The sequence below is a fragment of the Tsukamurella sp. TY48 genome (assembly GCF_019656655.1).
GTDB lineage: Bacteria > Actinomycetota > Actinomycetes > Mycobacteriales > Mycobacteriaceae > Tsukamurella > Tsukamurella strandjordii.
On sequence record NZ_BPMV01000001.1, the window covers coordinates 2,896,800 to 2,913,022 of the forward strand.

At 70.3% G+C, this 16,223-nt stretch carries 15 protein-coding genes; 9 read left to right on the plus strand and 6 right to left on the minus strand.

Features of this window, described 5'->3' with window-relative positions; all coding sequences use genetic code 11:
- Positions 1-22: 22 nt before the first annotated feature.
- Positions 23-1,135, minus strand: coding sequence for an aminodeoxychorismate synthase component I (locus TTY48_RS14230; RefSeq protein WP_220658107.1), 1,113 nt, complete (start codon positions 1,133-1,135; stop codon positions 23-25).
- A 121-nt stretch (positions 1,136-1,256) separates the two neighbouring features.
- Here TTY48_RS14230 and TTY48_RS14235 point away from each other — a divergent pair, with 121 nt between their 5' ends.
- The gene (locus TTY48_RS14235) at positions 1,257-1,535 is read left to right on the plus strand and encodes a hypothetical protein (protein WP_220658108.1); all 279 of its coding nucleotides are present in this window, start codon (positions 1,257-1,259) and stop codon (positions 1,533-1,535) included.
- Between the two features lie 66 nt (positions 1,536-1,601).
- Positions 1,602-3,152, plus strand: a complete 1,551-nt coding sequence (gene metG, locus TTY48_RS14240; RefSeq protein ID WP_220658109.1) for a methionine--tRNA ligase — start codon at positions 1,602-1,604, stop codon at positions 3,150-3,152.
- Positions 3,153-3,155: 3 nt separating this feature from the next.
- Here the strand turns inward: metG and TTY48_RS14245 are convergent, their stop codons facing one another.
- Together TTY48_RS14245 and TTY48_RS14250 are read right to left on the minus strand one after the other, a co-directional pair.
- On the minus strand, positions 3,156-4,310 hold the full coding sequence (locus TTY48_RS14245) for a hypothetical protein (RefSeq protein WP_220658110.1): 1,155 nt from the start codon (positions 4,308-4,310) through the stop codon (positions 3,156-3,158).
- A gap of 94 nt (positions 4,311-4,404) precedes the next feature.
- On the minus strand, positions 4,405-5,568 hold the full coding sequence (locus TTY48_RS14250) for a hypothetical protein (RefSeq protein ID WP_220658111.1): 1,164 nt from the start codon (positions 5,566-5,568) through the stop codon (positions 4,405-4,407).
- A gap of 121 nt (positions 5,569-5,689) precedes the next feature.
- Here TTY48_RS14250 and TTY48_RS14255 point away from each other — a divergent pair, with 121 nt between their 5' ends.
- The 4 genes from TTY48_RS14255 (at position 5,690) to TTY48_RS14270 (ending at position 9,960) form a co-directional block, all read left to right on the plus strand.
- On the plus strand, positions 5,690-6,526 hold the full coding sequence (locus TTY48_RS14255; protein WP_220658112.1) for a TatD family hydrolase: 837 nt from the start codon (positions 5,690-5,692) through the stop codon (positions 6,524-6,526).
- 118 nt (positions 6,527-6,644) lie between these two features.
- A complete protein-coding gene (locus TTY48_RS14260; RefSeq protein ID WP_220658113.1) occupies positions 6,645-8,102 on the plus strand; it encodes a resuscitation-promoting factor in 1,458 nt (485 codons plus the stop codon).
- A 15-nt stretch (positions 8,103-8,117) separates the two neighbouring features.
- Positions 8,118-9,035, plus strand: coding sequence for a 16S rRNA (adenine(1518)-N(6)/adenine(1519)-N(6))-dimethyltransferase RsmA (gene rsmA, locus TTY48_RS14265; RefSeq protein ID WP_220658114.1), 918 nt, complete (start codon positions 8,118-8,120; stop codon positions 9,033-9,035).
- Positions 9,036-9,045: 10 nt separating this feature from the next.
- Complete coding sequence (locus tag TTY48_RS14270; RefSeq protein WP_220658115.1) at positions 9,046-9,960, plus strand: 4-(cytidine 5'-diphospho)-2-C-methyl-D-erythritol kinase; 915 nt, start codon at positions 9,046-9,048, stop codon at positions 9,958-9,960.
- Positions 9,961-9,980: 20 nt separating this feature from the next.
- On the opposite strand, the gene TTY48_RS14275 is transcribed toward TTY48_RS14270, so the two are convergent.
- Entirely contained in the window at positions 9,981-11,774 is a 1,794-nt protein-coding gene (locus TTY48_RS14275) for an ABC-F family ATP-binding cassette domain-containing protein (protein ID WP_220658116.1), read from the minus strand.
- Between the two features lie 73 nt (positions 11,775-11,847).
- Between TTY48_RS14275 and TTY48_RS14280 the strand changes: the two genes are divergently transcribed.
- Positions 11,848-12,843 (plus strand): enoyl-CoA hydratase/isomerase family protein, encoded by a 996-nt coding sequence (locus TTY48_RS14280; RefSeq protein ID WP_220658117.1) that lies wholly within the window; start codon positions 11,848-11,850, stop codon positions 12,841-12,843.
- 1 nt (position 12,844) lies between these two features.
- On the opposite strand, the gene TTY48_RS14285 is transcribed toward TTY48_RS14280, so the two are convergent.
- Complete coding sequence (locus tag TTY48_RS14285) at positions 12,845-13,282, minus strand: MarR family winged helix-turn-helix transcriptional regulator (RefSeq protein WP_220658118.1); 438 nt, start codon at positions 13,280-13,282, stop codon at positions 12,845-12,847.
- Positions 13,283-13,336: 54 nt separating this feature from the next.
- Here TTY48_RS14285 and TTY48_RS14290 point away from each other — a divergent pair, with 54 nt between their 5' ends.
- Together TTY48_RS14290 and TTY48_RS14295 are read left to right on the plus strand one after the other, a co-directional pair.
- Positions 13,337-13,882 (plus strand): DUF6790 family protein, encoded by a 546-nt coding sequence (locus TTY48_RS14290; RefSeq protein WP_220658119.1) that lies wholly within the window; start codon positions 13,337-13,339, stop codon positions 13,880-13,882.
- A complete protein-coding gene (locus tag TTY48_RS14295; protein ID WP_220658586.1) occupies positions 13,882-14,526 on the plus strand; it encodes a LysE family translocator in 645 nt (214 codons plus the stop codon). The genes TTY48_RS14290 and TTY48_RS14295 overlap by 1 nt, the downstream gene beginning before the upstream one ends.
- Positions 14,527-14,613: 87 nt before the next feature.
- Here TTY48_RS14295 and TTY48_RS14300 read toward each other — a convergent pair whose 3' ends face one another.
- Positions 14,614-16,218 (minus strand): peptide chain release factor 3, encoded by a 1,605-nt coding sequence (locus TTY48_RS14300; protein WP_220658120.1) that lies wholly within the window; start codon positions 16,216-16,218, stop codon positions 14,614-14,616.
- Positions 16,219-16,223 lie beyond the last annotated feature (5 nt).

Consider the following 16,223-nt stretch of genomic DNA (forward strand, 5'->3'; position numbering starts at 1 on the left):
CGCCCCGCGGCGCCCGCCGTCATCACTCCTGAGAGCGATATCCGACGATCGACGAGGCCTTGTCCAGGCACTCCCGCCACTCCGCGTCGGGCTCCGAATCGATGGTGATGCCCCCACCCACCCCCAACCGCAGGCGCCCGTCACGGGCCTCGACGGTGCGGATCGCCACGTTGAGGTCCAGGCCGGTGCGGGGGTGATCGATCCCGATCGCGCCGCAGTACGTGCCGCGGGTGTGCTTCTCCCACTCCGTGATCCGGGTTCGGGCGGCGATCTTCGGGGTGCCCGTCACCGAGGCGGGCGGGAAGGTGGCGTCGAGCAGATCGCCGCGGGTGATCCCGGGCCGCTGCCGGGCGGTGACCGCCGAGACCAGGTGCCACACCCCGGGGGCCGCCTCGATCCGCAGCAGTTCCGGGGTCCGCACCGTTCCCGTCTGCGCGACGCGGCTCAGATCGTTGCGCACCAGGTCCACGATCATCACGTTCTCCGCGACGTCCTTGCTGCTGGCGCGCAACCGTTCCGGCGGCTCGGCCAGGGGGAGCGTGCCCTTGATCGGGCGCTCGGTGAGCAGGCCGTCGCGCTCGGTGAGGAAGGTCTCCGGGGAGAAGGAGGCCACGGCGCCCCACTCGCCTGAGAGGTACGCGGCCTTGGCGGGTGAGGTGCGGGAGACGATGTCCGCGAACAGGTCCAGCGGATCGCCGTCGAGGTCGCCGTCGAACCGGGTGCACACGTTCACCTGGTACACCTCGCCGGCCCGGATCGCCTCCTGGCACGCGAGCACCGCCGCCCGGTGATCGTCGCGGCGGGGCGTGCGCCAGGACGCGCTCCACCGGCCCGCCCGCCCCGGCGCGGGCGGCAGCCCGATGCCGGGATCGGTGCTCTCCCAGGTGCCGTCGGCGCGTTGCAGCAGCAGCGGGCCGGGATCGCCGCCGATCACCTCGGGGAGGAGCCGCCCGTCGCCGGGCACCGCATCCGGGTAGCCGACCAGCCCCAGCCAGGGCGCACCGTCGGGCAGGCGACCGGGCCGCAGCTGCGGGGCCGGGGCGATCACCGCGCGGTAGCCGCCCCAGGAACCCAGCAGCGCCGCGGGACGCAGGCCGCGATCACGCAACGCCCGCAGCAGCTCGACCGGATGCACCGCGCCATCGTGCCACGTGCACTCAGGGCGGATATGGGTGGTTATCCGGATGCGCCGGCACCCCGTTTCACGACAGGGTGTGAGACGAACTTCGAATCGACCGACATGGCAGAGGGTGGAGATGAATCGCGTGATCGACGGCGGCGCCGCACTGGGTGGCCGGCTGACCTGGGTGCACGTGGCGCACAGCGGTGCCCGCAGCCAGGTGCGGTTCTACGTCGACGGTGCGTACGCCGGCATCGCCGCCGCGGAACCCACGCCCGAGACCACCGTGATCGGCGTGGACCACGACGTGGTCTACATCCAGTACGGCGGCGACATCGCCCGTTTCCGGCGCACCGCCGACGATGCGGTCGAGGCCCTCGACGCGGTCCCCGTCGCGGGCGTGCTCTCGGCCTGAGCATCGTCGAATCGCGGTGGGTCCAGCGCAAACGGCCTTGCGCGCCCCCGATAAGCTGGGCCCATCATGGCTGCAGACAAGGCTTTCTACGTCACCACGGCGATCGCGTATCCGAACGGCGTGCCCCACATCGGGCACGCCTACGAGTACATCGCCACCGACACGATCGCGCGCTTCAAGCGCCTCGACGGTTTCGACGTCTTCTTCCTGACGGGAACCGACGAGCACGGCCTCAAGATGCAGCAGGCCGCCGCCAAGGAGGGCATCGAGACCAAGGCCCTCGCCGACCGCAACGCCGCCGCCTTCGAGGCGCTGCAGCGCGCCGTCGGCTCGACCTTCGACCGGTTCATCCGCACCACGGACCCCGATCACTACACCGCCTCGCAGGCCATCTGGGAGAAGCTCGCCGCGAACGGCGACATCTACCTCGACACCTTCGCCGGCTGGTACTCGGTGCGCGACGAGGCCTACTACGCCGAGGACGAGACCACCCTGCTCGAGGACGGCACCCGCGCGGCCATCTCCACCGGCACCCCCGTGGAGTGGACCGAGGAGGCCTCGTACTTCTTCCGGCTCTCGGCCTACGAGGACAAGCTGCTGAAGCTGTTCGAGGAGCGGCCCGGCTACCTGGAGCCCGCCACCCGGCGCAACGAGATCGTCAGCTTCATCAAGGGCGGCCTCAAGGACCTGTCGATCAGCCGCACCACCTTCGACTGGGGCGTGCCCGTGCCCGGCGACCCGGACCACGTGATGTACGTGTGGGTGGACGCGCTCACCAACTACCTCACCGGCGCCGGCTACCCGGATGTCGATTCCGAGCAGTTCCAGCGGTACTGGCCGCCGAACCTGCAGATGATCGGCAAGGACATCATCCGGTTCCACGCCGTGTACTGGCCGGCCTTCCTGATGAGCGCCGGGATCGAGCTGCCCGAGCGGGTCTTCGCGCACGGCTTCCTGTTCAACAAGGGCGAGAAGATGAGCAAGTCGGTCGGCAACGTGGTCGACCCGTACCAGCTGATCGCCGCCTACGGCCTCGACGCGGTGCGCTTCTTCCTGCTCCGCGAGGTGAGCTTCGGCCAGGACGGCAGCTACAGCCACGAGGCCATCGTCGGCCGGATCAACGCCGACCTGGCGAACGAGCTCGGCAACCTGGCGCAGCGGTCGCTGTCGATGATCAACAAGAACTGCGCGGGCACGGTGCCCACCCCCGGCGAGTTCACCGCCGAGGACACCGCGCTGCTGGCCCAGGCCGACGCACTGCTCGCGACGGTCCGCGGGCACGTCGACAACCAGGCGCTGCACCTGTACCTGGAGTCGATCTGGGCGGTGCTCGCCGAGACCAACCGCTACTTCTCGGCGCAGGAGCCGTGGAAGCTCAAGGCCACGGACCCCGCGCGGATGGGCACGGTGCTGTACGTGACCGCCGAGGTGGTCCGCCAGGTCGCGCTGCTGCTGCAGCCGGTGATGCCGGAATCCTCCGAGGAGTTGCTCACCCTGCTGGAGCAGCCGCGCGACGAGCGGACCTTCGCGGCCGTCGGCACCCGGCTCAAGGCCGGGACCGCCCTGCCGAAGCCGCAGGGCGTCTTCCCGCGCTACGTGGAGCCGGACGCCGAGTAACGGCTACTTCGTCGTCGCCAGGACGGAGAACTGGGCCGAGGCCTTCTGCTTCGCCACGGCCTCGTTGGCGTCGCTGACCGTGGACACGTAGCGGCCCACCGGCACGAAGCACCAGAAGACCTTGGTCGTGGGCTGGTTCGTGCAGGTCACCGAGGGCAGCGCCGGGATGCCCGCGATCGGCTGGTCCCGCGCCGCGAGGGCCTTGACGAAATCGGTGGCGGCCTTCTCGCTCCGGGTGCGGTACACCACGTTGCTGGCCTGGCCCACGAGATCGACGCCGGCGTCCTTGTACGTGGCGGCCTTGCTGATGTCGGGAATCCGGTGCAGCAGCCCGTTCAGGTCGTAGTAGCCGATGCGCAGCTCCGGGTTCGGTTCGGTGCCGCTCAGGGGCAGTGTCCGGCTGAGGATGCCGTCCTCGTCCGAGGGCAGCGAGGGCACCTGCGACGACGGTGTGGGCTTGAATCCCTTCACCTTCGGCAGCTCGAGCTGGAAGGCCTTGTTGACGAAGGTCGCGCCCTCGTCGGTGGTCGGGCCGGTGCCGCTCACGTTGATCACGAAGGCGCCCTCGGCGAGGTAGCTGTCGACGGTGCCGGGCTTGAACTCGCTGGCCAGCACGTTCGGGGTGCCGGTGATCGGCACCTGCCGCTGCGCGGTGGTGGCGCGGCGGATCGCCTCGACGGCCTTGGTCGCGTCCTGCGGGGTGTCGAAGCGGTACAGGCCGATCCGGACGGCGACCGACGGTGCCTCCAGCTTGTCGCCGCGCGTGGTGGTCATGCCGACGCGCATGTTGTTGGAGGAGAAGGCCTTGTAGGTCGCGTCCGGCACGCGCTCGCTGAGCTGGGTGCCGCGCAGCACGGGGAACGAGCGCAGCCCGGCGCCGCCGATGATCAGGCGCGGGTCCACCTCGTTGGCCTGGATCAGCGCCTCGTCGCCCATCCGGTTGCCCTCGACCACCCAGGCGGTGTCGGTGGACGCGGGCGGCTGCGGCTTGGCGGTGGTGGGGTAGGTGCCCGTGTCGAGCCCGGCGGGCACCTTCACGGTCGCGGCGGCCGACGATGCGCTGGGCGCGGTGGTGGGCTGGCCGCTCACGGTGGTGCCGCAGGCGCCGAGCAGAGCGGCGGTGCTCACGACCAGCACCGGCAGGACGGACTTCTTCATCTGATTGCTCCTCGAATCGGTGGCGCCGCGTCGGCCGTTGTGGATGGCGCGGGCGCTTGGTACCGGATTAAACAGGGTCGTCGGTGTGGAGGTGCTACTTCGTGGTCGCGAGCACGGTGAATTGCGCCGCGGCCTTCTGCTTGGCGGTCGCCTCCGTCCTGTCGCTCACGGTCGACAGGTAGCGGCCGACGGGGACGTAGCACCACGTGTAGTTCGTGGTGCGGTGCGTTCCGCAGGTCACCGAGGGCAGCTGCGGGATGCCGGAGATCTGCTGGTTCCGCCCGTTCAGCCCCGCGGCGAGTGCGGTCGCCGCGGCGGCGTCCCGGGTCCGGTAGACCACGTTGCCGCGCTGTCCGACCAGATCGATGCCGGCGTTGCGGTAGTCCGCGTCCTTGCTGATGTCGGCGATGCGGTGGAGCACGCCGTTCAGGCCGTAGTGCCCGACCAGGAGGAGCGGCGTGGATTCGGTGCCGTCGAGCGGCAGGGTCCGGCTTACGATCGCATCCACATCGGTGGGGAGTGTGGCGACCCGGTCGGTGGCGGTCGGCTGGAAGGCCTTCAGCTTCGGCAGCTCCGCCTGGTAGGCCTTGGCGACGAGTGCGGCGCCCTCGTCGGTGGTGGGGCCGGTGCCGCTGATGTTGATGACGAACGGTCCCTCGGTCCGGTACGTGTCCACGGTGCCCGGCTTGAACTCGCCGGCGAGCACGTTGTCGGTGCCGGTGATCGCGATCCGGGGCTGCGCGGTGGTGGCGCGCCGGACGTCCTCGAGTGCCTTGAGCGCGGTCTGGGGATCGTCGAACCGGTAAAGGCCGATGCGGACGGCGACCGTCGGGGAGTCGAGCTTGTCGCCACGCGTGGTGGTCATGCCGACGCGCATCGAGTTCGCCGCGAAGGCGGTCGCGGTGGCGTCGGGCACCCGCTCCACGAGGTCGTTGCCGCTCAGGACGGGGTAGGAGCGCATGATCGCGCCGCCCATGATGAGGCGCGGATCCACCTCGTTGACCTGGATCAGCGCGTCGTCGCCCATGCGATTGCCCTCAACCACCCAGGCGGCCTCGGCCGTGGGCGCCGGAAGCGGTTGTGCGGTGATGGGGAAGGTGCCCGTGTCCAGACCGGCGGGGACGATGACGGGCGCCTCGGAGGTCGAGGTGCCGGTCGAGCTCGGCGCGGTGGTGGGCTGGCCGGTCACAGTGGTGCCGCAGGCGGCCAGCAGGGCCGCGCTCGCCACGATCAGCGACGGCAGGATGGACCTCTTCATGTGACTTGCTCCTCGGTTCGGTTGCGCCGAGTCGACCAGGTGCTGCTTCGACGGCGCTTAAGGCCGGATTAAACATGGTCCCCGTGCGGGCCGTGCACGGAGTACGGGAACAATGGGGGACATGGGGAAGAAGAAGCCGCCGCCTCCGCTGCCCGCGCCGCTGGGCGGCCTGGTCGACGCCCACACCCATCTCGACGGCTGCCGGGCCCGCACTCCGGAGGACGTGCGCGCGCTCGTGGACCGCGCCGCCTCGGTGGGCGTGGAGCGGGTGGTCACGGTCGCCTGCGATCTGGAGCAGGCGCGCTACGTGATCGAGGCCTCGCGGTGGGACGACCGCGTGTACGCCGCCGTGGCCCTGCACCCGACGGACGCCCACCAACTGGAACTCGGCGGTGCGCCGGAGGAGTTGGAGCGGCTCGCGGCCGATCCGCGCTGCGTCGCGATCGGCGAGACCGGGCTCGATTGGTACTGGCTCGACAAGCGCGAGGATGTGGCCACCCCGGAGCAGCAGCACCGGGCCTTCGGCTGGCACATCGACCTGGCGAAGCGGCTGGACAAGCCGCTGATGATCCACAACCGCGAGGCCGACGCCGACATCCTGGCCGACCTGGAGCGCTTCGGCGCCCCCGAGACGGTGATCTTCCACTGCTTCTCCGGCGATGCGGAGATGGCGCGCGAGTGCGTCGACCGCGGCTACGTGCTGAGCTTCTCCGGCACCGTCACCTTCTCGAACGCCGCCGAACTGCAGGAGGCCGCGCGTCTGGTGCCCGACGATCAGTTCCTTGTCGAGACCGATGCCCCGTACCTCACCCCGCACCCGTTCCGCGGCACCCCGAACGAGTCCTACTGCATCCCGTACACCGCGCGCTTCCTCGCGGAGCTGCGCGGGACGACGCCGGAGCGGATCGCGGCTTCTACCACTGCAACGGCGGATCGTGTCTTCGGGCCACGCTTCTGACCTGCGAATACGTACGGAAACTGGCACGTCGCCCGGTTCTCCGTTACCGTACCGTGATGTAATGGCGACCGAAACGTCGCCACTTGATCACTCGCAGTCCACCACCCGGGAAGTCACAGTGCCTGAGCTCGACGCAGACAACACCACAACGGCGGATCAGCGAGACAGCGCCCAGTCGCGCCCCGAGGTCCTCCCGCAGACCGGTCAGCGGACCGCCGAATTCGATGTCGCCCGCGTGCAGTCGCGGATGGCCGGCATCGACGGCACCACGGTCGACCTGGAGGTCGACCAGGAGATCATGGACCTCGAGTCCGAGGTCTACGGCGACGACGAGACCCCCGAGACCCCTGAGGGCGTCGACGTCCCCGTCGAGACGGCTGCTCCCGTCGCGGAGGCCGCTGCGGCCGACGAGACCCCCGAGACCGAGGCGGCACCGTCGAAGTCGCGCCTCGCCGCCGCGGCGACGCGCCTGGAGAACGGCCCCGTCCGCGCCCTGACCGGCGCGATGCTCATCGCCGTCATGGCGGGCGGCGGCACCGCCGCGGCCATGTACACCGAGGTCACCGTCAACGTCGACGGTCAGCCGCGCGAGGTCTCCACGATGAGCCGCTCGGTGAAGTCGATCCTCAACTCTGCGGGTATCGCCGCGGGTGCCGACGACAAGGTCGTCCCGGCCCTGAACCAGACCGTCTCGCCCGACCAGCCGATCACCGTGCAGCACGCCCGCGACATCGCGGTCGACGTCAACGGCTCCGTGCGCACCGTGAAGACCACCGACCTGTCGATGGGCGCCGCCCTCGCCGCGGCCGGGCTGGGCGATCCGAAGAACTTCGTCTCCGTGCCCGCCGATGCGCCCGTCCCGCTCGACGGTGCGGCCGTCTCCGTGGTCACCCCGGTCGCGCTCACCGTCTCCGACAGCGGCACGACGGTGGGCGCCAACGCCGCGGGCCGCACCGTGGGCGAGTACCTCGCGAAGATGGGCGCCCCGCTGATCCAGCAGGATTCGGTGACGCCCGCCGCGTCCGCCCCGATCCGCCCGGGCATGACCATCAGCGTGGTCCGCAACCGCATCACCACGGTGTCCGTCACCGAGCCCTACACCGCGCCGCCGAAGAAGGTCGACGATCCGAAGCTGATCAACGGCAAGACCGAGATCAAGGATCCGGGCAAGCTCGGCAAGCAGGACGTGCAGTACCGCGAGCACGTGGTGAACGGCAAGGTCGTCTCCCGCGAGAAGCTGTCCGCCACGGTCACCGATCCGGGCGTTCCCGGCGTCACCGCCGTCGGCACCGCCCCGGGCGCGCCCTTCGTGCCGGCGGGTTCGGTGTGGGACAAGCTGGTGCAGTGCGAGGCCACCGGCAACTGGGCCATCAACACCGGCAACGGCTTCTACGGCGGCGTGCAGTTCGACTACGGCACCTGGCTGCGCCACGGCGGCGGCAAGTACGCCCCCACCGCCGACAAGGCCACCCGCGAGGAGCAGATCGACATCGCCCGTAAGACGCTCAAGGCGCAGGGCTGGGGTGCCTGGCCGTCCTGCTCGTCGAAGCTCGGACTGTCCGGCAACTCGGAGTAAGTAGACTCAGCCGTTGTGACCGGCGCCGAATTCAAGAATCAGGCTCGACTGCTCGGCCCCGCGGAGATCCGCGCGTTGGCCGGGCAGTTGTCCGTTCGGCCCACCAAGCAGCTCGGGCAGAACTTCGTCCACGACCCGAACACGGTCCGCAAGATCGTGACGGCCGCGGGCGTCCGGCCCGACGATGTGGCCCTCGAGGTGGGGCCGGGGCTCGGATCGCTCACCCTGGCGCTGCTCGACGCCGCCGCCTCGGTGACCGCGGTGGAGATCGATCCCGTTCTGGCGCAGCAGCTTCCGCGGACGGTCGCCGATCGCGCTCCGGATCTGGCGGGCAACCTCACCGTGATCGGCGAGGACGCGCTCAAGGTGACGGGCGAGCAGGTGGCTTCCGCAGGCGCCCCGACGGTGCTCGTGGCGAACCTCCCGTACAACGTGGCGGTGCCCGTCCTGCTGCACCTGCTCGCCGAGGTGCCGACGCTGCGCACCGTGCTCGTCATGGTGCAGCTGGAGGTGGCCGATCGGTTGGCCGCCGGACCGGGCTCCCGGGTGTACGGCGTCCCGTCGGTCAAGGCGGCCTACTACGGCGATGTCCGCAAGGCCGGCACCGTGGGGCGCGCCGTCTTCTGGCCGGAGCCGAACGTGGAGTCGGGGCTGGTGCGGATCGACCTGCGCGCGCCCGAGGAGCGGCCCGATGTGCCCCGCGCCGACCTGTGGGCGGCCATCGACGCCGCGTTCGCCCAGCGCAGAAAGACCCTGCGCGCCGCACTCGGCGGCTGGGCGGGTTCCCCGGTGCTGGCCGAGGAGGCGCTGGTCGCGGCCGGTATCGATCCGCGGGAGCGGGGCGAGAAGCTCACGGTGGAGCAGTTCGCCGCGATCGCCCGCGCCAAGGTCGAGCGGCCCGCCGCGGACGCCGATACCGCCCCGGCACCGTAGTCTGGACCGCGTGCTTTCCGTGGTTCCCCCGTCGCTCACCGTGCGCGCACCCGCGAAGGTGAACCTGCACCTCGGCGTCGGCGATGTGCGCCCCGACGGCTATCACGAGTTGCAGACCGTCTTCCAGGCGTTGTCGCTGCACGACGAGGTCACGCTCAGCCGCGCCGAGGAGCTGTCCCTGCACGTCTCCGGGGAGGGCGCGCAGGACGTGCCCACCGATCCCACCAACCTGGCCGCGCGGGCCGTGGTGGCGCTCGCCGAGCGGTACGGCCTCGATCCCGCGCTGCGGATCGCCATCGCCAAGGGCATCCCGGTGGCCGGCGGGATGGCCGGCGGATCCGCGGATGCGGCCGCCGCGCTGCTGGGCGCCGCGACGCTGTGGCACCTGGACCTGTCCCGGCCGGAGCTCGACGAGATCGCCGCGACCCTCGGCTCCGATGTGCCGTTCTCGCTGCACGGCGGCACCGCGCTCGGTACCGGCCGCGGTGAGCAGTTGATCCCCGCGCTCTCGCGCGGCGAGTTCCACTGGACGCTGGCGCTGGCCCGCGAGGGCCTGAGCACGCCGGCCGTCTACCGCGAGCTGGACCGGCTGCGCGAGGTGGGCGATCCGCCGCGCGCGGGCAGTCCAGACGATCTGCTCGCCGCCGTCGCCTCGGGCGATCCGAATCGCCTTGCGCCGCTGCTCGCCAACGATCTGCAGGCCGCGGCGCTGTCGCTGCAGCCGGGTCTGCGGCGCACGCTGCGGGCGGGTATGGAGGCGGGCGCCCTGGCGGGCATCGTCTCCGGCAGCGGTCCCACCTGTGCCTTTCTGTGCATCGACGCCGACTCGGCCGTCGAGGTGGGCTCGGAGCTCGCCGGTGCGGGCGTGTGCCGGACGGTGCGCGTGGCCTCCGGCCCGGTGGCCGGCGCCGAGGTGCTCCGCTAGATCAGCCTCCGCTGGACCGGCTAGGAGTCGAGCGCCTCGGTGAGCTCGAACCAGCGGGTCTCCTGATCGGCGAGCTCGTCTTCCAGTGCGGAGATCTTCTTCATCTCGTCGGCGAGGCCGGCGTAATCGCCCTGATCGTGGTCGGCGAGCGCGATCTTGGCCTTGTCGATCTGCTCGGTGAGCTTGGCCATCCGCCGCTCGACGGCGGTGACCTCCTTCTGCGCGGCCCGCAGTTCGGCGCCGCTGAGCCCGGGCGTGGGCGCCGCGGGTGCGGCGGCCGCGGCCGCGGTGGTGTTCTGCTGGGCGCGGCGCAGCGCGAGGTACTCGTCCACGCCGCCGGGCAGGTGCCGCAGGCGGCGGTCGAGGATGGCGTACTGCTGGTCGGTGACGCGTTCGAGGAAGTACCGGTCGTGGCTCACCACGATCAGCGTGCCGGGCCAGGAGTCGAGGAGGTCCTCCATCGCGGCGAGCATGTCGGTGTCGAGGTCGTTGGTGGGCTCGTCGAGGATCAGCACGTTCGGCTGGTCCAGCAGGATGAGCAGCAGCTGCAGCCGCCGCTTCTGGCCGCCGGAGAGGTCCTTGACCGGGGTCGAGAGCTGCTCGGAGGCGAAGCCGAGGCGCTCCAGCAGCTGCGAGGGCGTGAGGTCCTGCGCCTTGGAGCCGCTGCCCACGGTGAAGCTCACGGCCAGATCGGCGAGCACCACGCGGACCGGATCGTCCTGGTGTTCCTCCAGCTCGTCGAGCCGCTGGGTGAGCGTGACCACCTTGACGGTCTTGCCGCGCTTGACCGTGCCGGAGGTGGGGGAGACGGCACCGTCGACCAGCCCGAGGAGGGTCGACTTGCCGGCGCCGTTCACGCCGAGGATGCCGGTGCGCTCGCCGGGCGCGATGCGCCATTCGATGTCGCTGAGCACCTGCTTGTCGCCGTAGCTGACGGAGACGTCGAGGATGTCGACCACGTCCTTGCCGAGCCGGGACACCGCGAGCGAGGCCAGCTCGGTCTTGTTGCGGATCTCGGGGACGTCGGAGATCAGCGCGTTCGCCGCATCGATCCGGAACTTCGGCTTGCTGGTGCGCGCGGGGGCGCCGCGGCGCAGCCAGGCGAGCTCCTTGCGGGCGAGGTTCTGCCGCTTCTGCTCGATGGTCGCGGCCTGCCGGTCGCGTTCCACGCGCTGCAGGATGTACGCGGCGTAGCCGCCCTCGAAGGGCTCGACGATGCGGTCGTGCACCTCCCAGGTGGCGGTGCACACCTCGTCGAGGATCCACCGGTCGTGGGTCACCATGAGCAGGCCGCCCTGGCCGGCGGGCCAGCGGGTCTTGAGGTGGCCGGCGAGCCATTCGATGGCCTCGACGTCGAGGTGGTTGGTCGGCTCGTCGAGGGCGAGCACGTCGTGGTCGCCCGCGAGCAGCTGGGCGAGCTGCACGCGCCGCCGCTGGCCGCCGGAGAGGGAGCCGAGGGTCGCGTCCCAGGGCAGGTCGGCGAGGAGCCCGGCGATGATGTCGCGCACCTTGGGGTTGCCCGCCCACTCGTGTTCGGGCGTCTCGCCCACCACGGAATGCCCGACGGTGTCGGTGTCGTCGAACAGGTCGGTCTGGGTGAGCACGCCCACGCGGACGCCGCCGCGCCGGGTGACGCGGCCGGAGTCGGGTTCGCGGGTGCCGGCCAGCATGCCGAGCAGGCTGGACTTGCCGTCGCCGTTGCGGCCGACGATCCCGATCCGGTCTCCCTCGTTCACACCGAGGGAGACGGAATCGAAGACCACTTTGGTCGGGTACTCGAGGTGGAGCGCATCCGCGCCCAGAAGATTCGCCATCGCGGTTCCAGATTACGCGGGCGCCTGTCAGACTGAACTAGTTGGATATGCGACTAATTCTGAGAGGCGTGCAGTGACCGACATCGTCACCTCCGTGTCCGGGGGCACCGGGCACATCGAACTGAACCGGCCGAAGGCGCTCAACGCGCTCACCATGGACATGGTGCACGCGATCGATGCGGCCCTGCAGGCCTGGGAGTCCGACGATGCGGTGACCCGCGTCCTGCTGACCTCCGCCTCGCCGAAGGCCTACTGCGCGGGCGGCGATATCCGGGCCATCCGCGATCAGGTGGTGGCGGGGGAGGACTTCACCCCGTTCTTCCGCGACGAGTACGAGATGAATCTGCGGCTCGCGGAATTCCCCAAGCCCGTGATCGCGCTGATCGACGGTGTGAACATGGGTGGCGGCGTGGGTGTTTCGATCCACGGATCGCACCGCGTGGTCTCCGAGAAGGCGCTCATCGCGATGCCCGAGGTGGCGATCGGCTTCCTTCCCGATGTGGGCGCCACCTACATCCTCGGCCGCCTGCCGGAGGGGGTCGGCGAGCTGATGGGTATGACCGCCGCCCGGATCGGCGCGGGCGATGCGCTGGCCGTCGGGCTCGCCACGCACTTCGTGCCGTCCGAGAACATGGGCGAGCTCAAGGACACGCTGCTGGAGGGCGGCGACCTCGACGAGTCGCTCGCCCGGTTCGGCGGTACCGCCCCGGCGGCCTCGCTGCCCCTCGATCAGGTGGCCGCGGTGTTCGGGCTCGGCTCGGCGCCGGAGATCCTCGCGGCCGTCGGGCAGGCCGACGGTGACTGGGCCGCGACCGCCCGCGAGCAGCTCGCCACCGCGTGCCCCACCTCGGTGTTCGTGACCTTCTCGCTGGTCCGCAAGGCCGCCGAGCGCACGCTGCCGCAGTGTCTCGCCGAGGAGGCAGTGGTGGGCGCCAAGCTGATCCGCCGCCCCGATTTCGTGGAGGGCATCCGCGCGGTGCTGGTGGACAAGACGCGCGATCCGAAGTTCTCCCCGGCCAGCTTCGACGAGATCGATCCGCAGGAGATCGCCGAGCTCGTCGGCGGCTGAGTCAGCCGCGACCGGCCGCGGTCGCCAGGATGTCGCGCAGTACCTTGCTGTCCTGCAGGTACTGCTCGTACGGGAAACCGCGGTCGGTGAGCGCCTTTTCGAGTTGTGCCGCGTAGTCGGTGCTGGAGGCGTGGAACCGCTCGGCGCCCTCCGGGGTGAGCCGCACCAGGCGCCGGCGGGCGTGGTCGGGGTCGACCTCCACGCTCACCAGGCCGTCCGCGGCGAGCGTGGAGAGCATCCGGCTGACGGCGGCGTCGGAGACCAGCATCGCCTGCGCCAGTTCGTGTTGCGTGGCGGGCTGCACCTCCTCCAGTGTGCCCAGCAGCCGCATCCGGCTGTAGCTCAGCGCACCCGGTTCGCCGTACTCGCGGGTGACGATCCCGAGCAGCATGGTGATGTGGTTCAGGACGTCGCCGAGGCCCTCGTTCGCTTCGCTCATGCACCGAGAATATCAGTCTTGACACGTTAATGTTAACAGGTTTACATTTAAGTCATGAGTGATGCATACGAATTCACGGTCCAGTCCGCTGCGCCCCTGTTCCTCCCGCTCCTCGCGGTGATCGGGGCCTCGATCGGCTCGGTGCGCCACCGCGACCGGGCGCTGGAGATCTGGCAACGCTGGTGGCTGGTGGTGGCCGCGGCGGGCGGCTCGGTGTGGGTGGGGCTGAGTTTCCTGTTCGCGGGCGATGCCATGGCCGAGGCGATCGGCTTCCCCGCCGGCAACCCCTTCCAGTTCGAGATCGCCTTCGCCAATGTCGGTTTCGCCTTCCTCGCGGTGATCGCGGCGTATCGACGGCCGGAACTGCGGCTCGCCCTCGGCCTCGGGTACGGGATCTTCCTGTGGGGCGCCGCCTACGGGCACGTCTTCCAGTGGTTCGCGCACGGCGATCATCAGCCCGGTAACACCGGCGGCATCCTCGTCTTCGACATCGGGGTGCCCCTGCTGATCGTGATCCTGGCGCTGGTGGCCCGGCAGGGCCAGTCACACCCGACTGGCTATGTACTGCGTCGACGGGTCCCTCGAGGATGGGTCGCATGATCCTTTCGTGGGCCGCGATCGCGGGAATCACGGTGACCGCACTGGCGATGGTGCTCACCCCCGGGCCGAACATGATGTACCTGGTCTCGCGCAGCATCGGTCAGGGCCGCGCCGCGGGCCTGATCTCGCTGGGCGGCACCGCCGTCGGCTTCCTGGTGTACCTCACGCTGGCGAACCTGGGGCTCGCGGTGGTCTTCGTCGCGGTGCCCTGGCTGTTCCTGGGCTTCAAGGCGGTCGGCGCCGCCTATCTCGGGTATCTGGCATGGCAGGCGCTGCGGCCCGGCGGACGAGGGCTGTTCGATACCGCTGAGCTGCCCCGGGATCCGGGCTGGAAGCTGTTCCGCATGGGGCTGCTCACCAATCTGCTCAACCCCAAGGCGGCCATCATGTACCTCGCGCTGATCCCGCAGTTCATCGACCCCGCCCGCGGTCACACGGCGGCGCAGGGCTTCCTGCTCGGAGGCATTCAGATCGCGGTATCGGTGGCCGTGAACGCCGCGATCGTGGTGGCCGCGGGAGCGGTCGCGGGGTTGATCCTGCGGCGTCCGGCGTGGGCGGTGTGGCAGCGTCGGATCACCGGAACGCTGTTGGGCGCAGTGGCTCTCATGCTCGCCCGCGAGGTCCCGCAGCGCGCCCGCGTCTGAAACCGGGCGAGAATCAGGTCGGGCCGTGTCATGTCGATCGTGATCGGTCCGCCCGCCGGTTTCCGAAACGGTCCCCTGGCGCCGGACTCAATCCGCCGCGGCCACCAGGGGCTCCAGCGTGAGGTCGGGGTGCTCCTTCTCGATGTACTGCAGCCGCCATTTGTCCGAGAACAGGGCCAGCAGGGCGCCTTCGGTGCGCTCGAAGACCTCCACGCCGCGCTGCCGGTTGAGCTCGTCGGCACTGGCGGCATCGGTGCGCCGGGCCACGCTGTACCCGAGGTGCTCCACCTGCACGTCCACGTTGAACTCGGTCTTCATCCGCGCGACCACCACCTCGAACTGCATGGGGCCCACGGCGGCCATGACGGGCGAGGCGTCGCCGCGGACATCGTTGCGCAGCAGCTGCACCACGCCCTCGGTGCCCAGTTGCTCGATGCCCTTGCGGAACTGCTTGTACTTGCCGGCGGAGTCGGCGCGCACCACGGCGAAGTGTTCGGGGGCGAACGAGGGGATCGGCGGGAACTGCACCTTGGCACCGTCGTACAGGGTGTCGCCGGGGGCGAGCGCGTTGGCGTTCACCAGGCCCACCACGTCGCCGGGGTACGCCGTCTCGACCGTCTCACGATCGCGGCCCACCACCGTCATCGCGTACTTGGTCGCGAAGGGCTTGCCGGTCTGCGCGTGCTGGACCACCATGCCCCGTTCGAACTCGCCGGAGACGATCCGCATGAACGCCAGGCGATCCCGGTGCGCGGCATCCATGCCCGCCTGCACCTTGAAGACCACGGCGCTGAACGGGTCGGTCACCTCGCGCTCGGAGTCGTCGATCGCGGCCCGCGAGTGCGGCGCCGGAGCCAGCTCCACGAGCGCCTCCAGCAGCTGCCGCACACCGAAGTTCAGGATGGCCGAGGTGAAGATCACGGGCGAGGTCTGGCCGGCCAGGAACATCTCCTGGTCGTGGCCCTGCCCCATCTCGGTCATGAGCTCGGTCTCCTCGACCGCCTCGGTCCACACGTCGCCCTCTCGATCCAGTGCGGCATCGGTCGAAAGATGCTCCTCCGGAGCGATCTTCGCGCCGCCGGCGGTGCGGGTGAAGTGCACGTACTCGTCCTTGCGCACGTCGCGCAGGCCGCGGAAATCGCCCGCGATGCCCACGGGCCAGAACAGGGGAGTGGGCGTCAGGCCGATGCGCTCGGAGATCTCGTCGAGCAGCTCCAGCGGCGTGCGGCCCGGCCGGTCCCACTTGTTGATCACCGTGATCACGGGGATGCCGCGATGGCGGCACACCTGGAACAGCTTGAGCGTCTGCGGCTCCAGGCCCTTCGCGGCGTCGATCAGCATGACCGCCGCGTCGACCGCGGTCAGCACGCGGTAGGTGTCCTCGGAGAAGTCGGCGTGGCCGGGGGTGTCCACCAGGTTGATCACCGTGGGCTCGTCGCCCTCGGCCGCGCCCGAGGGCGTGTAGTTGAACTGCAGCGCCGTCGAGCTCACCGAGATGCCGCGGGCCTTCTCCATCTCCATCCAGTCGGACACGGTGGACTTGCGGCCCGCCTTGCCGTGGATGGCGCCGGCCTCGTTGATCACCCGGGCGTGCAGTGCCAGCGCCTCCGTCATCGTCGACTTACCCGCGTCGGGGTGGCTGATGATGGCGAACGTGCGGCGGCGGGCGACCTCGTCGGCAATGGAACTCACGAAGA